Source organism: Leptospira weilii, from assembly GCF_006874765.1.
GTDB lineage: Bacteria > Spirochaetota > Leptospiria > Leptospirales > Leptospiraceae > Leptospira > Leptospira weilii.
This window is the reverse complement of sequence record NZ_CP040840.1, coordinates 1,737,299-1,756,134: the sequence shown is the minus strand read 5'-3', so window position 1 is coordinate 1,756,134 and position 18,836 is coordinate 1,737,299. Positions and strand designations below refer to the sequence as shown.

Genomic DNA, 18,836 nt, shown 5'->3' with positions numbered 1-18,836 from the left:
ATAAAAAAGTTCTTGCTATAGCATTCTCAAAAGTAAAACTTTCTATCGTTATAGTAGACTTTAATTCATTCGGCGTCTGCCCGAGAAAAGAATTGTATAAAAACATTTTATAATTTTAAAAGAAGAAATTTTTTTATAACGATTTACTTCCTCGTAGGACTATAACAAGAAAGATTCGTCCAAATTTGGAGACGAAGGGTTCGTCGCGTCCGTATTACTCAGGGAATAAAAATCATTGGAAAAAAATGCGAAGATCTTTAAAAACCCCGATGAGATGATCCGAGAAATGGTAAGCCCGGGAATGTATTTGCATATTTCGGCGACTATGTCCAGACCTAACGCGCTTATCTATTCCCTCGCCCGTTGTTTTCAAAATTCGAATCCCGAATTCGTGATTAGCATGGCGGGAATTCATTCCAGCGCGCACGCTCTCACGATCGCAAAGATCGTTAAAAAAATGATCACCGGTTTTGCAGGCGATAATTATCCGAAACCTTCTCCTAATTCATTATATTCTAATTTACTAGAAGGGAAACCATTCGAACTGGAACTTTGGTCTCTTCTCAGCATCGTTCAAAGACTGATGGCGGGCGCAATGCGTCTTCCGGGTTTTATCACAAACTCTCTTTTAGGAAGCGATCTCATTTTAGACAAATTAGGTAAAACCGCATTCCTATTGCCCGACCCCGGGCATTGTCCCGTTAGCGCAAACGGCTCCCATTCTCCGAATTATAAAGGTAAGAAAGGAGTGGACCTTGCGTACATTCTCCCCTTAAATCCGGACTTCACTCTTTTACACGCGGTAGTCGGAGACGAGGAAGGAAACTTAGTTCTCTGCCCTCCCAGCGGAGAGGGTTACTGGGGAGCTCTCGCGGCAAAAGAAGGGGTGATCGCAACCGTGGAAAAAATCGTTCCCAGAGGCTCCGTTCCTGCGGAAATGGTTACGATTCCGGGAAATCGGGTAAGAGCATTTTCCGTCGCGGAATTCGGCGCACATCCTCAATCCCTTCGGGTTTATAATCTTCCGGGGATTCCCGCATTCAAAGGGCTTTCCACATACTTGGACGATTATGAATTTCAGATCGAGGCCAACGAAGCTGCAAACGCACCTTCTCGGGCCGAGAAATGGTATGCAAACTTTGTAAACTTAAAAGGCGGTCACGCTGAATATCTGGAACGCCTAGGAAGCGTTCGTCTTAAGAAATTAAAAAGTATTCCCGAAGAAAACAAAGCCGTCAAACTGGAAAATCCGAAAACGGTAAACGACTCGGAGCAGATGATCATTCTCGCGGCGAGAGCCATCCAAGAATACGTCAAAACCAACGGTTATAAAACAATCCTCGCGGGAATCGGCGCGGCTCATATCTCGGCTTGGACCGCGGCCCGATTTCTGGAAAAAGAAGGAATCGAAGTCAAAGTTGTCACCGAACTCGGTTTTTTTTCGATGAAACCTCATACCGGAGACGTTTTTCTTTTCAGTCAATTACACGCTAAAAATTGCACAATGCTCTCCGATATCGCAGGCATCTTAGGAACCGTTGTTCCCGATCACTGCCTCGGAGTGTTAGGTGCGGCGGAAGTGGATTGGTTCGGAAATATCAATTCCACAAAAACGTCCAAGGGCAAATTCCTCGTGGGTTCGGGAGGAGCCAACGACATCGCTGCCGTAGCGGATTGTATCGTAGTCGCAAAAGCAAATCGAGGAAGATTTGTAAAACACGTAAACTACATCACCTCTGTCGGGGATCGAGTGATGGAAGCGGTCTGTCAATTCGGAAGATTTCAAAGAAAACCGAATTCGGATCACGTTTTCGAATTCTCTCACTGGATCCCCCCTCCTTCCGACGAGGAAATGGAACCGGAAGAAGCGGTATTACGTTATACCTCTTGGCTTCCTCCGGACGAAGACATCCCTCTTAAACAAGAACCTCCGGTGACGGCGGAAGAACTTACCGTTTTACGCGAATTGGATCCGGAAAAGATTTACATAGAACAATTTATGGTATATACAAGACTTCCATAATAAAATGAAACTCGAATTTATTAGAGGTCCCTTATGAATGGAAAAAATCAAACGTCGAACGGAATCAGAATCACCGGCTTCGGCCACTATCTCCCGGAACGAATCGTGACTAACGAGGAAATTCGTTCCCGTTTGAAATTTCCGGAAATGCATCCGGCTGAAAAAGCAGTGATTGGAAATATAGGAGTCAACGAAAGAAGAAGGGCCAACGAAACCGAAACCGCAATGTTTATGGCTTCGAAAGTAGCGGAAATGGCTCTGAAAGACGCGGGAAAAAAACCGGAAGATGTGGATCTTTATATTCTCGCGAATTGGACCGATCGTTATTACCTTCCCGATCTCGCTCCCCAAGCATCGAAACTTTCCGGAACTAAAAACGCCCTCGCTTTCGACGTTAGCACCGCTTGTACAGGTTTCGTTCATGGGGTTCAAACGGCGTCCGCATACTTGAGAACGGACAAATTTAAAAACGCTCTCGTTATCGGGAGCGAACGATTTTCCGTCAGAACCAGAATGGGAGGTTACGGAGAATTTACCGCGGGAGACGCCGCGGCAGGTGTTTTTTTAGAATATACGGGAGATAAAAATTTCGGAATCATCGATTCTTTCCTACAAGACGACGGCGACCTTTCAGGTATCATCGTAACCGGACCTCCGCCGACGAGTTACGTGAAAAGTTATCCCGAACTCGTAAGCAAAGCGGCGGATCTCACTCTCAAGTCCATGGACCTGCTTTTGGAAAAAAACGATCTTACCATAGACGATGTGGATTGGGTCGTTCCTCATCCCGGAACGGACGTAGTCGTTCAAGACGTTCTCAAAAGGACCAAGTTCCCGAGAGAAAAAATTCTTATGAACTTCGAAAGAGTCGGAAACACTTCCGCCGCCTCCATCCCGATCGTATTATCAGAATATTATTATAAAGGAAAGTTTAAAAAAGGAGATTTATTCCTTACCCCCGCCGTAGGAGGCGGATTTTATTGGGGAGGACTCTTATTCCGTCTTTGAACGTAATAGGAACATCGATACGTATGAAAATAGAAGGTTACGAAATAAAAGAAAGAATGAACACGGACTCGTCCACGGAGGTTTATAAGGCGGTACGATCGAAGGACGGAATCAACGTAATCATTAAGTACATCCCGATCCTGGACGAATTGCATCCTGCTGTCGTAAATTTGAGAAACGAATATGAAATTTTGAACTATCTTTCATCCGATAAAATGATTCAAGCCTTTGGAATGGAGAAAATTCCGGAAGGTTTCACCCTTATCTTGGAATTCGTTCCCGGAGAATCGCTCAAACAGTTTTCCAAAAAAAAACCGGTTAACTTAAACGACTTTTTCAAAATCGCGATCGACCTCACCGAAAAACTCGGAGAAATCCATAATAAAAAAGTAATACATAAAGATTTAAAGCCGGATAACATCATATTCAATCCGGACGAAGACATTTTAAGAATCGTAGACTTCGGTATTTCCACCCGGCTCTCCAAAGAAGAAACTTCCTGGTCCAATCCAAACCGCCTCGAAGGAAGCATTCACTATGTTTCTCCGGAACAAACCGGCAGGATGAATCGTTCCGTGGATTACAGAAGCGATTTTTATTCTCTCGGAGTCACTTTCTACGAACTTCTCACCGGAAAACTTCCCTTCGAAAGCGAAGACCTTCTGGAACTGGTCCACTTCCATCTCGCAAAATCCCCGGTCGATCCGCGTAAGGTCCGCGGCGAAATCCCGGAAGCCCTTTCTCATGTCGTATTAAAACTTCTTTCAAAAACCGCGGAGGAAAGATACCAAACCTCGGAAGGCCTCAAATCGGACTTGGAAACCATCCGAGACAAATGGCTGGAATCGGGGGACGTTCCCAGTTTTCCGCTCGGCTCCACGGATTATTCTCACGAGTTCAAAATCCCTCAAAAACTCTACGGAAGAGAGGGATACATCGAAGCGTTGTTAAACGAATTCAAACGCATGACGGAAACCGGAAGGACCAGCGTCGTCCTGATAGCGGGCTATTCCGGAGTTGGTAAATCCTCTCTCGTCAAGGAAATCAACAAACCTCTTACGGAATCAAAAGGCTATTCCATTTCCGGAAAATTCGATCAGTACAATCGTAACGTTCCTTTCAGCGCAATCATTCAAGTATTTTCCAATCTGATCGAACAAATTCTGACGGAATCTCCGGAAAGAATCGAAGACTGGAAAAACAAAATCCGCACCACTCTGGGCTTGAACGGAAAGGTTATAACAGACGTTTTGCCGGAACTCGAGTTTATCATCGGAGAACAGCCTCCCGTTGCGGAGTTAGGACCTCAGGAAAACGCGAACCGTTTCTATCTGGTATTTCAAAATTTTATAAAAATCTTCGCCAACCAAGATCATCCGCTCGCCATCTTTTTAGACGATTTACAATGGGCCGACACATCTTCTCTGGAGCTTGTCAAGAACCTAATCGAAGACGCCTCCGTAAATTATATTTTTCTAATATTAGCTTATAGAGACAACGAAGTGGACTCCACGCATCCTTTTTCCACTCTGATAACGGGTTTGGAAAAGGAAGGATTCCGTCTGGATAAAATTCTACTCAAACCCTTAAGTTTGGAAAACGTGAACGAACTTTTGTCGGACAGTTTACGGAAACCTATCGAAGAAACACTAAGTTTCGCCGAAATCGTATATTCGAAAACAAGAGGAAATCCGTTCTTCATCAACGAACTGCTGAAACAATTGTCCAAAGAGGAAGTTATCTCCTATCAGCAAGGAAGTTCCGCAATCTCGGGAGGATGGATCTGGGATCTCGATAAGATCAAAAAGACGGATATTTCGGATAATGTGGTAGATCTTCTCGTAAAAAGAATCAAAAAGCTCTCCCCTAGAACCCAGGAAACTTTAAAATTCGCGTCCTGTATCGGAAGCAACTTCGATCTCGGAATCCAATCCAAAATTTTGGGCGCGACTTTGAAGGAAACCGCGGCGGCACTTATGGAAACCATGGAAGAGGAATTGATCGTTCCGATCGGAGACAACTACCGACTCGTGGATTCCATGGTAGAAATAGAAGAAAATCAGGATAAGAATTTCCAAATTGCAAAGTCGATCCAATTCCGCTTTCAACACGATCGAGTGCAACAAGCGAGCTACGAACTTTTGAACGAGGATCAAAAACGATCCTTACGCCTTAAGATCGGCAGAATTCTTCTGGAAAACTTAAATGAAAAAGCTTTGGAAGATTCGATCTTTGACGTGGTAAACCACTTGAACACCGGTTCCCTACTCGTTACGGAAAATTCCGAAAAAAGAAAATTAATACAGTTGAATCTTCAAGCCGCGCAAAAAGCGAAACTCTCAGCGGCTTATAAACCGTCGAAATTGTATTCGGAAAAAGCGAGAGAACTTCTGCTCTCTCTTTCCAAATCGGGTAAAGACGACAAGGTACTTTGGGAAAAAGAGTACGACCTTGCTTATGCGGTTCACAAAGAACTCGCCGAAGCTCTTTACCTCAATGGGAGTTTCGAAGAATCCCAAGAGATGATTCAAAATATTCTAAAGCAGGCAAAAACTCCCGTGGAACAAGCGGAAGCGTATAACTTGCTGATGATCGAATATTCCGCCCAAGGCAAATACGATCTCGCAATGCCGACCGTAATCAAGGCCTTAAAACCTTTGGGAATCGAACTCCCGATTTCCGGTTTCGAAAAGGTGGTAAAAAAAGAAATCGAAGAGGCGAAAAAGAATCTCAAAAATAGAAACATAACATCTCTGTTAGACGCTCCTCTCATGACGGACCCGAATCACATCTGGGCCGTGAATCTTTTGATCAGCGCCATTCCGATGGCTTACAACAAAGAACCGGCTCTTTTTCCGGTAATCTGTCTGAAGATGGCGAACCTTTTGCTGAAATACGGAAACCTTTCCGATTCGTACGGATATTCCTGCTACGGAATGGTACTCGTCGGAAAATTAGGGGATTATAAAGGCGCATACGACTTCTGCGAACTCGCGGTAAAACTCAGCGAGAAATATATGAACTCGGGCGGATATACCAAAGCCGCAAACATTCTCGCGAACTATTCTTCCTCTTTTGTAAAACACCTTAAGTTTTCCGAAGAAGTCAACATCAAGTGCGTTCAAGCCGCTTTGGATTCAGGAGAATTTTTACACGGAAGTTATGCCGCGATGAACGACGCTTCCAATGTGATGTTTCAAGGAAAGAACCTGGAAATCCTAAAACCAAAGATCAATCAACTCCTCAAGTTCGTAAGAAAAGTAAAAAACAATCTTGCGATTGATACGATCCTCGGAACCATTCTCATTCTTTCCAATTTAAGAGGGGAAACGGGAAGTCATCTCGACTTCTCTTCGAGCGAGTACCTGGAAAAAGAGTACATAGATCTCTGCAACGACCACCAAAGTTTGGCTCCGATCTGCACCTTTAAAGTGATGAAGGTTCGTTCCCTCTTAATGTACGGAGAATACCAACTCGCGCTTCAGGAAGCGGAAGAAGCGAACAACATGATTCTCTATCTCGGAGGTCAATACGGTCCTCTGGAACACAACTTTTTATATTCCCTCGCTCTGGCCGCAAACTACAAAAAAGTTTCCCCCGATCTCAAAAAAGAATATTTAAAAAAGATTCAGGAGAACCAGAAACAACTTTTCATCCTAGCCGAAAGTTGTCCCGAAAACTTTTACCACAAATATCTACTCGTAGACGCGGAATTAGCAAAACTCGAATACAAAAACTGGAAAGCCGCAAGGACTTACGAGGCCGCAATTCGAGAAGCGAGAAAGAACGAGTTTCAAAACGACGAAGCTCTCGCCTGCGAGAACGCGGCGATGTTCTGGCTATCCAAAGGCAGCGTCAAGATCGCCGGAGAATTCATCAACGAAGCATTCCATCGTTACGGACTTTGGGGGGCCAACCTCAAACAAAGTATGCTCAAATCCAAGTTTCCGGAATTCATCCGCGAAAGAGGAACAGGATTACTGCGCACCCATCGAACGATTTCCAGCACAACAGCGGCCGCAACCGAAGTTTATTCGGGCCAAACCTTGGATCTTCAATCCGTATTGAAAAGTTCCACGGCGATTTCCGGAGAGATCAAGCTGGAAAATCTTTTGGACAAATTGATGAAGATCGTAATCGAAAACGCCGGGGCGCAAAGAGGCGTACTCATCTTAAAAAAGGAAGGAAAACTCTATGTGGAAGCCGAAGGTTCGATTTCCAAAGACGACGTGGAGGTATTGACCGGAATCCCTCTCGGCAGTAGCAAAAATCTTCCGATCTCCCTCATCTATTACGTGGAAAGGACCAAGGAAAACCTTGTTTTAAGAAACGCAAATCAGGACGAAAAATTCAACAAAGACGAATATATTAAAAATTCTAAAACGAAATCGATTCTCTGCGCGCCAGTCATCAAACAAGGGGAAATTTCCGGAATTCTCTATCTAGAAAATAATCTTTCGGAAGGGGCCTTCACTTCGGATCGACTTCAGATTATGAATATCCTTTCTTCTCAAGCTGCGATCTCCATCGATAACGCATTACTTTATGCGAATATGGAGGAAAAGGTCAGAGAAAGAACCAGAGAATTGGCTCAAGCAAACGCAGATCTAGAACTTAAGAATCAGCGTATTACGGACAGTATCACATATTCTTTGAATATTCAACAGGCGATCCTTCCTTCGGATGACACTCTCGCAAAAAATTTACGCGAACAGTTCGTTTTATTCAGACCGAAAGACATCGTATCGGGAGATTTTTACTGGTTTAGCAAAAAAGAAGGATCCGTTTTCCTTGCAGCGGTCGATTGTACTGGACATGGAGTTCCAGGCGCATTAATGTCCATGATAGGAAACACCCTGCTCAACCAGATCGTAAACGAGGCGGGAATCAAAGATCCGGGAAAAGTTCTGGAACATTTAAACCGAAATGTGCGACAAGCCTTAAAACAAGACACTTTAGGCGCAAACTCGTTAGATGGAATGGATATTTGTTTCTGCCGGATTGACGAAGATAAAGTGCTGTTTGCTGGCGCTAAAAGACCGCTCTATTTTTCAAAAGGTGACAAAATCGAAGAAATCAAAGGCGACAGACATTCGATCGGTGGGAGACAAAAAGAAGATTCCAGAACATATTCCACTCGCGAAGTAAAATTGGAAAAGGGACAATCCACTATGTTTTACCTCACAACAGACGGGTATATGGATCAACCGAATCCCCAAAGACAAAGAATCACGAGCAAAGGTTTGATAAGGCATTTAGAAAGCGTTCTCTCTTTACCCGCGCACGAACAAAAGGAAAGACTATCCACCTTTTTGGATGAATACCAAGCGGGAGAGGTTCAGAGAGACGACATAACTTTGATTGGATTTAGAATTTAATCAAACGAACAAAATTACAGGAGTATGTTAAACCGAAATGATAGAAAATAATTCCCTAGAATTGTTTAAACAATATAGAAATGCCTACGATTATCAATTCATTGTTTCCTTCAAAGGCCGTTTATCGCAAGAGGTTCTGACTGAATTCGGTTCGATGATCCGGACTTCCTTAAGTACTGAATCGAAAATTAAAAAAATCTTTGCAGTTTTCATCGAACTCGCTCAGAATATGTTACACTATTCCGCGGAAAGAAAAGTCCTCGAAGATGGAAGAGAAAGCGGTGTTGGCATCATTATGGTTGATGAAAAATCAATTGGCTATAATATTTCGGCCGGAAATCTTGTATTAAATGAAAAAATCGAATTACTAAAAAGTAAATGTGAAAAAATTAATTCTATGTCAAGGGATGAGTTAAAGGCTTATTACCAACGACAGTTGCGCTCAAACAGACCCGAAGAGAGTAAAGGTGCGGGTGTGGGTTTAATCGATATTGCAAGAAAGTCGGACGGACCTCTTTCCTACGATATCTCGCCGGTGGACGATAAACACTCGTTCTTCACACTTTCTGTATATTTTACAAAGGAAAATTAAGAATGGAATCACTGCATATTCAGCAGACCAAAACCTCTCCGGAAGTCATCTTAGACACGGAACAGGGTTTGGTCGAAATTATCGGAGAATCTTATCCTGAGAATGCGATCGCATTTTACAAACCCGTATTCGATTGGTTAAACGCGATGATGAATTCAAAATCGCAGGTTCAAGTAAAATTTCAGTTAGACTATTTCAATACGAGTTCGTCTAAAGTGATCATGGATATTCTAGATTCTCTCCAAAAATACCACGACCAAAACGGCAAGGTAAAAGTACTCTGGTTATACAAAGAGGACGACGACGATATGCAAGAGACAGGAGAAGAATTTTCATCCGACCTTTCCCTTCCATTCGAACTTAAATCCTATAAGTAACACGACATAGCTTTAGAAAGTCATATGGAACCGAAAGACTTCAATTCTTTTTTTGAAAACGAATTTCAATTATTAAGCGAAGTCAACGAAATCTTAGATAAAAAAGAACCCCTCGATCAGGAAGCTCTTTTAAAAGAGCTGAAAAAAATCAGAGAGGCTTACGAATCTCTTTTAAAGCAGTCTTCCAAACTCATGAAGATCGGAGATTCCACTCAGAATCGTCTGATTAAAACTCAAACGGAACTGCAGGATTCCAATCAAAGACTCGCGTCTTCCTATCAGAACCTAAAACAGCTGAGCGAAATCGGCCAAATGATCACAGCCAGTCTGGAACCCAAGATCATCCTGACTTCCGTATATGAAAACACGAAGTCCATGCTCTCCATAGATATTCTCGCGTTCGGAATCATCGAAGAAGGCAAAAACGAAATCAAATATAAATTCAATTTGATCGAAGGGCGTTACACTCCCGCGCCTTCGGTGGATTCTCTTACCGAAGACAACCCTTCTTCTTTTTGTTATCATAACAATCAAGAATTGATTACGAACGATCTCGAAAAGGATTTTCCTCGGTACATTTCCACCATTCAGAAACATTTCGGAGAAAAAATAAGTTCGATGGTTTATCTTCCTTTGAAAGTAGAGGAAAGATTCATCGGAATTCTTACGATCCAGAGCTACAATAAAAACGAATTCAACGAAAACAAACTCAATATTTTAAGAACTCTCGCCAATTACGTCGCGATCGGAGTGGATAACGCGGACGCATACAAGACCCTTTCCAAAAGGAACCGCGAACTCAAGGATTCTTTAGAAGAAATTAATATGTTAAACAAAGGTTTGGAGAAGGAAAGACAAAAGTCGGAAAGTCTTTTGTTAAACATCCTTCCCAAATCAACCGCGGAAAGATTAAAAGCGGGAGAGAGCGTAATCGCAGATTATATTAAGAAATCCACGGTTCTGTTTGCGGATATAGTCGGTTTTTCAAAACTCTCCACACAAATCCCGACCCCAAACCAGCTGGTCGAAATTCTGAATCAGATCTTCACTTGTTTCGACGACATTGCAAGCAAATACCAACTCGAAAAAATCAAAACAATCGGGGATTGTTATATGATGGCGGGCGGGATTCCAATTCCAACCGAGGATCACGCGGAAAAAATCGCGTTAGCCGCAATCGATATGATTCAGGGGCTTAAAAATCTTCAAAAATCTTGGAAATACGAGTTCAATATTAGAATCGGTATACATACAGGAGACGTGGTCGCCGGGGTAATCGGTAAAAATAAATTCGTTTACGATCTTTGGGGCGATTCCGTAAACACTGCCTCTAGAATGGAATCTCACGGAGAACCCGGAAAAATACACTGCTCTCAAACGGTTTACGATTCTCTTAAGGACTTATTCGCATTTGAAGATAGGGGTATCATCGAAGTCAAGGGTAAAGGCCCGATGAGAACTTTTTTTCTTCTAGGTAAAAAGTAATCTTTTTAAACCGGTCATTCCTTTCAAAAAGAACCTCAAACAAAACGCCGCGCCTTTTTGTCTTACTCATCTCTACATAATAGAGTGTCCAAAATTCTACGTCTAAACGCGAGATTTGCGCTCAAATTAACGGTACTCTTATTTTATACGTAACCTTATCCACAAGTATTTGAATCCGAAAATAAATCTGTCGGAATTCCGACAAATCTTCTGTGAAACTTAGAACCGGTCTCAAAACTACCTATTAAAAAAGTTAAAAACAATGATTGAGCTTGCAAGATAAAGAGAAGCCAGATAGTTTTCTGCTTTTCTTTCCCAGCGAATCAAAATAGCTCTGAATCGATTATGCCAACTATTTGTTCTTTCAACGACCCAACGTTTAGGTTTTCCTTTGTATTTACCAATAAGAGGTTTTTCACCTTTTTTCCGAATATGAGGTCGAATGTTTCTTCTTTTGATTAATGCTTCTATATCTTTGAAGTCATAACCTTTATCTAAACAAAGGTGTTTTGGTTTTTTTCTTTTTCTTCCGGAAAAAACCAAGATGGAATTCAATGTATCTTTTACATTGCGTTTATCATGAACGTTCGCTCCACTCAACGTAATTGCCAATGGAATTCCGTTTCCATCCGTAAGAATATGCCGTTTAACTCCCAATTTGGCACGGTCTGTAGGATTTTTCCCGGTTAAACTCCCCCTTTGGGAGCCTTGACCATTGCGGAATCCATCGAAGCCCAATCCCAAGCTATCTTATTCTTCACATCATAATATTTTAAAATAGATTTATAAATCTTTTTGAATACTCCCGCTCGTTCCCATTCTTGAAATCTTCTGTGACAAGTTTGACCCGATCCAAAGTCATTCGGAATTGCACGCCACTGACAGCCTGTTTTCATTCGATAGATGATACCTGCCATTACGACTCTTGTTGGAACGCGATTGCGACCACCTTTCGGCTTTGACTTCTCTTTTGGGATCAAAGGGGCTATTTGTTTCCAAAGTCCCTCGGGAATCTCTGAATAATATTTGTCCATTTCACAATTATAGTATTACACTCTCAAAGTACAAGGAGTTTTGAGACCGGTTCTTAGTTCCCACCCTTATTTTTGGGCGGAAGGCCCGGGAGATTTTTCTTTACCACAAAATCATACTTTTTGCAAGTGAAAAGCCTCATTCTTGTCGGAACACTTGAAAAATATCAGTTTTTGATCCTTCTGATTCCAAAACCCTTCTAATTTGTGGGTAAGGTTATGATTTTATACGGATCAGTCATATCCGCAAAAAAACGAATATTTAAAGTATTTTATACGACAGTTTTAAATTTCAGCCGAGGGCCTTAATTACGTCTGTAGGAGCCTGCACGAGTTCCACAAGAACGCCTTCAGACGAGTATGGAAATTCTTCGTTTCCTTTCGGATGAATAAAACATACGTCATATCCCGCGGCGCCTTTACGGATTCCGCCCGGTGTAAAACGAACCCCTTTTGCGGTCAGCCATTCTACGGCCTTATAAATATCGTCCACCCAAAGTCCGATATGATTGAGTTTCGGTTCGTGCACCTTAGGACTTTTATTTGAGTCAATCGGTTGCATAATGTCGACTTCGACCGCGTAAGCCCCCTTGCCCATTCTGAGTATATCTTCGTCTACGTTTTCTTTTTCGCTTTTAAACGTTCCTGTTTTTTCAAGTCCGAGGATATCCACCCAAAAAGTTTCGAGTTTCTTTTTGTCTTCTCCACCCACTGCAATTTGTTGGATTCCCAATATCTTAAAAGGTCTCATGTTCGTGTCCGATGAATTCTTTCATCCAAAGAATTCTCCTTTCTTAGTTTGGCAATCCTAATTGGTAAACGTTCTATTTAACGTGAGTTCGTAGAGAAATCCATGATATTCATTTTTCTGTAAAAAGTTCAAATCTGAACTTTGTAAATCTATTCTTAAAATGCGGGAACCCGCAAATCCCGATTTTTACGAACAAATTCTGAAATTGTAGGAATTTCTACTTTTAGAAAAATTTTTTCTCACGCCGAACTCACGTTATTTATATAGGAGTGTTAATCTTTATCTTTACAAAAAATCTCCGTCATGTTTTTCACTCCGTAGGAAAAAACGTTACGCTTTTGCTCCAACTATCTCATTCTTTACGGAGTGTTTGATATATTCCGATTTGGGGAAAATGATCCGAAACGGTCCAAAGTATATCTCCCTGATCCACTTTATATCCTGTTTGTTTTAAGTTGGAAGAATAAAAGATATAATCGATCGTCCGATCCGGTTTTCCAATCGCCGGATCGTTCGAATAATACGTATAGTATTTTTCTTTTTCAGCTCCATTCAAAATATTGAATGGAACAGCGGAATTCCATCGATCAAAAAGAGGTTTGATTTCCTGTTCATCCGAATAAAAGAAAGCGCCGTTAGGATGCATAAGTTTCCGATCGAACCCGGGAGGAAGTAAATTAAAATCCCCTCCCAATACCCAGTAATGTCCTGCAAGATCCAGCTCTTTCAAAAGGCCGGTAATCGTCTCCACCTGTCTGCGCATCGTATCCGTTCCTTGGGAAAATGCGTCGAGGTGCGTGTTCAACACGGTAAACTTATCCCCGCCTTCAATCGGTAAGTCGTTTTGAAGAATTGCTCTTTTCAAATTGAATTGGGTAGAGATCGGATCTGCGGGCATAGGCGGTAAAGAATGTCGGATTCCGTCGGAAATTTTATATTTACTCACCGTCGCAAGTTTCATCCCCACACTGCCCCAAATTTTAGGATGTGGAACGAAAAAAGATTTCCAGTAAAAAGCTTCGCTTCTGCACATATAGGCAGGCCCGATCCGAGAAAGAACTCTTTCCAGTTGATCCTCTTCGAACGTATTTTTAGATCCGTCATGAAGTTCCTGTAAAAGGATCACATCCGGATTTTCCGAACGAATATAGTCGGTTACTTTTTTAAGAGTTTCTTCGATCTCCTCTCGGGAAGGACCAACGTCCGGTCCGTCTCCTTCGGGTAGATCGTACCAGAAAACTCTTTTTTTTCCGGCAAGATATTGCACGTTCCAGACCAAAAGTTTGATCTTAGAATCCGCTTTCAAGATCGGAGCGTTCTCGTTACAAAGAATATTCGCGGGCTCCGCCTGATCCGGATGATACGTGATCGAATAGATCAAAATCAAAAAGGAACCGAAAAGAATTCCGAATATAGCCGCGATTTTTTTCAACCAACCCATCATTATCTCCAAAGAACTATCAAACGAAAGACATATGTTCAAAGAGAATAAAATTAGTAAAAGAAAAACGAGTGTAAAGGATTTTCTTTTTGAAAGGGTGAAATAAAATTGGCCTTAAAGCTGAAGATGAAAACATTCTTTACGATTCTATTCCTAATCTTCCTAGTGCAAACATCCGTCAATTCGGAAGAACTCGAACTTAAGATCCGTATCAAAAACGGAACCACCGGTAAAGAAGGCAGTATCGAATCTCTTCGAATTATAGCCCTTCAACAAGGGATGATTCCTATTAAAGAAATAGGACCTTCAAAAGGTTCTTTTATCGTACCGAAACTTTCCGTTCCGGACGGGACGCCAATTCTTCTTCAAGCAAAATACGCGGGAATCAATTATAACAAAATGGTTCCTCCCGTGCCCGTCCTTCGTTCCGGAGTTCAGGAGATTGTCGTATATGAAAAGACCAAGGAAAAATCTTTTGTGAGAACGAGATCCGCCATGCAAATTTCCAGAGGGAGAGACTTCCTAAGAGTCTTTAAGATTTATTTAATATCCAACAATACGATTCCTCCTAAAAGTTTTCAGGACGAGCAAAATCCTTTCGAAATTTTCGTTCCTTCCGAAGCAAACGAAGTAGTCGGACAGCTGACTCAGGGAGAATCGAAAATGGCAATCCCCCTTCAACTCAAGGACGGCGCAAACGGAAAGTTATTAGATAGAGCGATTCTTCCCGGAAGTTCTGAATTACAAATTTCTTATACGATTCCCGCTAGTAATCTTTCCACCGTCACGTTCAAGGATAGGATGCTTGCCGAAAAAGAAGAAGGTTTTAGGGCCGTCTTTTCAAAGCCGCAGAACATGGAAATTTCTTTTATCGGAGCCTCCAAACAGGAAAGAATTCAAGAAGACGTTCCTTCCGATATGAAAGCGTTTAAGGTAGACTACCCTTCCCCCAAATACGAAATTTCCATCTCGGTCTCGGGCGGAGCGCCGATTACAGACACGGACAAAATCAATCGGAAAATAGAAAACGGAACCTGGTCCATGGAACGCTCTTTATTGGGGTTAGTAGCTATATTAGGATTTCTTTTTACTCTTTCTTTCATTTTCGTTTTTAGAAAGAACTAAAGTCATTTTTCCTACAAACTTACCTGAAAAGGACTTCAAATCCGTTACGGCATTCGTAACTTTCAAAAAAAATCCATTCGAAACCGCAACAAAAACGGAGGTAGATTTAGGACGACTCTCTTTGAGATAAGATCCCGAATTTCTCCCAAAAAATATTCGAAAATCGAAAACAAATACTAAAAATTCACATCCAAAAACCTTTCCGAGAACAAATAAAAAATTCGAAACCGTTAAAGATTCGAAACCGCGTTTTTCTCGTTTCTCTTTTTCTGTGAAGTCTGAATTTCCTTTTTTATCTTTAAGGAAGGATCGGAGTCCACCTTTTCTCTCTGAATGGTCTCTAAAAACGTTTGGATATCGTTCAACACTACATCTCTGTGTTCCGGAAATTCGTTCATCAGCTCGTGATAAAGTCCGGGATAAATTTTGATTCTTTTGTTTCTATAAATTAGATTTTTATAAAGTTCCGTAGAACCGTTTACGTCCACAAGCCCGTCCTCCTGCCCGTGAAGAATCAAAACCGGACATCGAAGCACGTTCGCTTTTTTGATCAGTTTAGACCCGATTTCCAAAAGTTCGCTTCCCATCCTGAGGGAAACCTTTCCATGAACGAGGGGATCCTGTTTGTAGGTCTCGATCACGTCTGGATCGTGGGAAAGATATTGAAAATCCAATTCCGCGTCCACGATGAGGGAAGGAGAAATTTTACTTAAAAAACCAGCCGCGAATTTTTTAATCTTCTTTTTAAAATCCACTTTCACCATCAGCGCGGGAGAGCCTAAAATCAGACCCAGAATATTATCCTGATTGATTCCCTCCTGAGAATACCGAAGCGCAACGGCTCCTCCGAGCGAATGTCCCAAAAGAAAAAAACGCTCCTTTTCCTCTCTTTTGAAAACCTCGGAAACGAAATCCGCCAAATCTCTCACATATAAATCGAAAGAATCCGCATGTCCCCTTTTTCCCTCCGAATTACCGTGACCTCTCATATCGAAAGAATAGAAATTAATATCGCTTCTTACAAAGTAACGAAGCAAGTTTTCATAACGCCCGCTATGTTCTCCGAAGCCGTGGTGAAAAATCACCAATCGATTGGAGTCTGGCTTCGTCCAGGATTGGCAGTACAATTTTGATTTATCGGAACTGGATAAGATGTGAAATTCTTTGTGATGAAAGGTCATTGTTAATACCGATTTATTTGGAAGAAAAGAATCATTAAAACGATACGGGTCAACTAAATATTATAGAACTGATCAAAAATGGATTTTTTTCATCGTGACATCATTTTTTAAAGCGGCTCCATAGTCCCGTTGTGCGGTTTGCAACAAGAAAACCGAATTCCAAAATCAAATTCAAACTTTCCTTGAGTTTTACTTCACTTTCTTCATTGTTTGGATTCGCTTCCTAAAAAAGGAAAAAATCAAACTATATAGAACCGGAGAAAATATGGAAAAAAGACCCTTAAAGAAAAGCACTCTTCGTTTTTTTGGATTGGAAGAATTGGCGAATCACGGATGGAACTCGATCTTAGCATTCTGGATGATTATGGGAATGGCTTTTTTTCTTTTCGCGGATCAGAATCTAATCGCGCCTAACTTAAAAAACATCGGAGCTTCTTTCGGTCTTAATAATCAGAAAGATGTAGATTGGTATATCGGAGGGATTATCCCGATTCTATTCTTCATCCTAGGCGGAGCCGTTTCCGTAAGCATGGGTTATTTATCCCAAAAATATTCACGAAAAACCCTTATCATCTTTTCCGTATTTTTAGGTGAAATTCCCTGCTTTCTTTCCGGATTCGCGACCAGCTATTCTGAATTCGTAATCTATAGAACTCTTACCGGATTCGGTCTTGGAGGAATATTTCCGCTTCTTTTTACGGTACTCGGAGATTATTTTTCGGACAAATCCAGATCCACAGCCGCCGCTTATGTTTCTCTTTCGATGGGAATCGGTCTCGGGGTAGGTCAACTTCTCGGAGGAGTTTTAGGAAACGCCGATCCGATCAACGGTTGGAGAACGAGTTTTATCTACCTTTCCATTCCTTCTTTCTTTTTCGCGATCATTTATTGGATCTTCTGTAAGGAACCGATCCGAGGCGGAGGGGAATCGGAATGGTATGGAATCGCGGAGAAATTCCCGGAAGAAAGTTTTCATCTTCGTTGGAGCGACGTTAGACTCCTTTTCAGAAACAAAACGAACATAGGAATTTTTCTTCAGGGAATTCCGGGTTGCGTTCCCTGGGGAGTTTTTTTCGTATTCTTGGTGGATTATTACGAAACTTCCTATCATCTAGACAAAACGACGGCTACGATGCTTCTCACTTATGCGGCGATCGGTGTGTTTGCCGGAACATTTTTAGGAGGAGTCATAGGACAAAAAATATACAACTATAACAAACGATATCTTCCCATTTTTTGCATGTCCAGCATATTGATCGGAGTTTTACCCTGTATCTATCTTTTAAAAGCGGAGAACATCGCAAATTCAGGGCTTTTTATCGTAATCAACATCGTCACGGGTTTTATCATATCCGTCACCGGACCGAACGTGAGAGCTACATTAATGAATGTGAATATTCCAAAAAACAGAAGTAGTATGTTCGCCCTCTATAATCTCACCGACGACTTAGGAAAGGGACTCGGACCGGCGATGAGCGCGGTGATTTTGGGTCTGACTCCGCAAGACCGTTCTTTAGGGCTTTCCATCTCTGTTCTTTTTTGGATTCCCTGCGCCTTTTTCTGGCTGATTGTATTGAAAAATTTTGAAAAGGACGAAAAAAACGTGCATGATTATCTGGCTTCTGAAGCCGAAAAAATCAAAGGGGCGACCTAATTGGACTTCGAAATCTATCTATTCGACATCGAGGGGACCACAACTCCCATCGAATTCGTTCATAAAATTCTCTTTCCGTATTCTATCGGGAAGTTCGAAACTTTTTTTCGATCGAAATCTCTTGAGAGAGAATGGATCGAGAAATTACTCGAAGAAGGAAAACGTGATTCCACGTATTCGGGACAGCTAACGGATTCTCCTCAACATTTGAGCGACTATTGCAAATATCTCGTTTCCGTAGACCGGAAGAGCGGGCCTCTCAAAGAAATTCAAGGAAGAATTTGGAAGCACGGTTACGAAAACGGGGAACTGAAAAGCTCCCTATTCACGGATGTTCCTTCGTTTTTAAAAAGAATTCAATCCGCCAAAAAGAAATCGGCCGTATATTCCTCCGGAAGCATTCAAGCTCAGAAATTAATTTTTAAATATTCGGACTTGGGGGATTTGACCGGATATTTTTCCGCTTACTTCGATACTGGAATTGGAGGGAAAAGGGAATCCGCGAGTTATTCAAAAATCGCGGAACAACTGGGAATCGCACCGGAAAAAATCTTATTTTTCACCGATATCAAGGAAGAAGCCGACGCCGCAAGAAACGCGGAATTTAAAACGACTTTACTAGAACGTCCCGGGAATTATCCACAACCGAAACATTCCCATCCTAAAATTTCTTCTTTCGAAGATTTCAATCCTTAAAATTCAATATAAAAATACGAAATACGCCGTCTCAAAAATACCTTATCTTTGTTTAAACGCCGATTCTAAGATGTTTTTAAAATAATTTCCAAAA

General features: G+C 41.7%; 13 protein-coding genes. 9 read left to right on the top strand and 4 right to left on the bottom strand.

Annotation, left to right across the window (positions count from 1 at the left end; genetic code table 11):
- Positions 1-235 precede the first annotated feature (235 nt).
- From FHG67_RS08270 to FHG67_RS08245, 6 genes are read left to right on the top strand one after another with little or no spacing between them, the layout of a single operon-like run.
- On the top strand, positions 236-2,023 hold the full coding sequence (locus FHG67_RS08270; RefSeq protein WP_002619007.1) for a CoA-transferase: 1,788 nt from the start codon (positions 236-238) through the stop codon (positions 2,021-2,023).
- Positions 2,024-2,056: 33 nt separating this feature from the next.
- Entirely contained in the window at positions 2,057-3,031 is a 975-nt protein-coding gene (locus FHG67_RS08265) for a ketoacyl-ACP synthase III (RefSeq protein WP_002619002.1), read from the top strand.
- Positions 3,032-3,054: 23 nt separating this feature from the next.
- Complete coding sequence (locus FHG67_RS08260) at positions 3,055-8,409, top strand: AAA family ATPase (protein ID WP_004500339.1); 5,355 nt, start codon at positions 3,055-3,057, stop codon at positions 8,407-8,409.
- Between the two features lie 37 nt (positions 8,410-8,446).
- The gene (locus tag FHG67_RS08255; RefSeq protein ID WP_004500278.1) at positions 8,447-9,001 is read left to right on the top strand and encodes a SiaB family protein kinase; all 555 of its coding nucleotides are present in this window, start codon (positions 8,447-8,449) and stop codon (positions 8,999-9,001) included.
- Between the two features lie 2 nt (positions 9,002-9,003).
- Positions 9,004-9,378 (top strand): DUF1987 domain-containing protein, encoded by a 375-nt coding sequence (locus FHG67_RS08250; RefSeq protein WP_002619008.1) that lies wholly within the window; start codon positions 9,004-9,006, stop codon positions 9,376-9,378.
- Positions 9,379-9,402: 24 nt separating this feature from the next.
- The gene (locus FHG67_RS08245) at positions 9,403-10,863 is read left to right on the top strand and encodes an adenylate/guanylate cyclase domain-containing protein (protein ID WP_002619020.1); all 1,461 of its coding nucleotides are present in this window, start codon (positions 9,403-9,405) and stop codon (positions 10,861-10,863) included.
- Positions 10,864-11,100: 237 nt separating this feature from the next.
- Here FHG67_RS08245 and FHG67_RS08240 read toward each other — a convergent pair.
- The 3 genes from FHG67_RS08240 to FHG67_RS08230 all read right to left on the bottom strand — a co-directional run bounded on the left by FHG67_RS08240 (position 11,101) and on the right by FHG67_RS08230 (position 14,086).
- A protein-coding gene (locus FHG67_RS08240; RefSeq protein ID WP_415857783.1) for an IS5 family transposase occupies positions 11,101-11,897 on the bottom strand; the annotation gives its coding sequence in 2 pieces (ribosomal slippage) (positions 11,101-11,552 and positions 11,552-11,897; 798 coding nt in all).
- Between the two features lie 289 nt (positions 11,898-12,186).
- A complete protein-coding gene (locus FHG67_RS08235) occupies positions 12,187-12,645 on the bottom strand; it encodes a VOC family protein (RefSeq protein WP_002619019.1) in 459 nt (152 codons plus the stop codon).
- 352 nt (positions 12,646-12,997) lie between these two features.
- Positions 12,998-14,086 (bottom strand): endonuclease/exonuclease/phosphatase family protein, encoded by a 1,089-nt coding sequence (locus FHG67_RS08230; protein ID WP_004500338.1) that lies wholly within the window; start codon positions 14,084-14,086, stop codon positions 12,998-13,000.
- 126 nt (positions 14,087-14,212) lie between these two features.
- Between FHG67_RS08230 and FHG67_RS08225 the strand changes: the two genes are divergently transcribed.
- Positions 14,213-15,211, top strand: coding sequence for a hypothetical protein (locus tag FHG67_RS08225; protein ID WP_016759601.1), 999 nt, complete (start codon positions 14,213-14,215; stop codon positions 15,209-15,211).
- 230 nt (positions 15,212-15,441) lie between these two features.
- On the opposite strand, the gene FHG67_RS08220 is transcribed toward FHG67_RS08225, so the two are convergent.
- Complete coding sequence (locus FHG67_RS08220; protein WP_004495392.1) at positions 15,442-16,392, bottom strand: alpha/beta hydrolase; 951 nt, start codon at positions 16,390-16,392, stop codon at positions 15,442-15,444.
- Between the two features lie 265 nt (positions 16,393-16,657).
- Between FHG67_RS08220 and FHG67_RS08215 the strand changes: the two genes are divergently transcribed.
- A complete protein-coding gene (locus tag FHG67_RS08215) occupies positions 16,658-18,046 on the top strand; it encodes an MFS transporter (protein WP_004500258.1) in 1,389 nt (462 codons plus the stop codon).
- Positions 18,047-18,742: an acireductone synthase gene (mtnC, locus tag FHG67_RS08210; protein ID WP_004495436.1), complete on the top strand. Its 696-nt coding sequence runs from the start codon at positions 18,047-18,049 to the stop codon at positions 18,740-18,742.
- Positions 18,743-18,836: the final 94 nt, after the last annotated feature.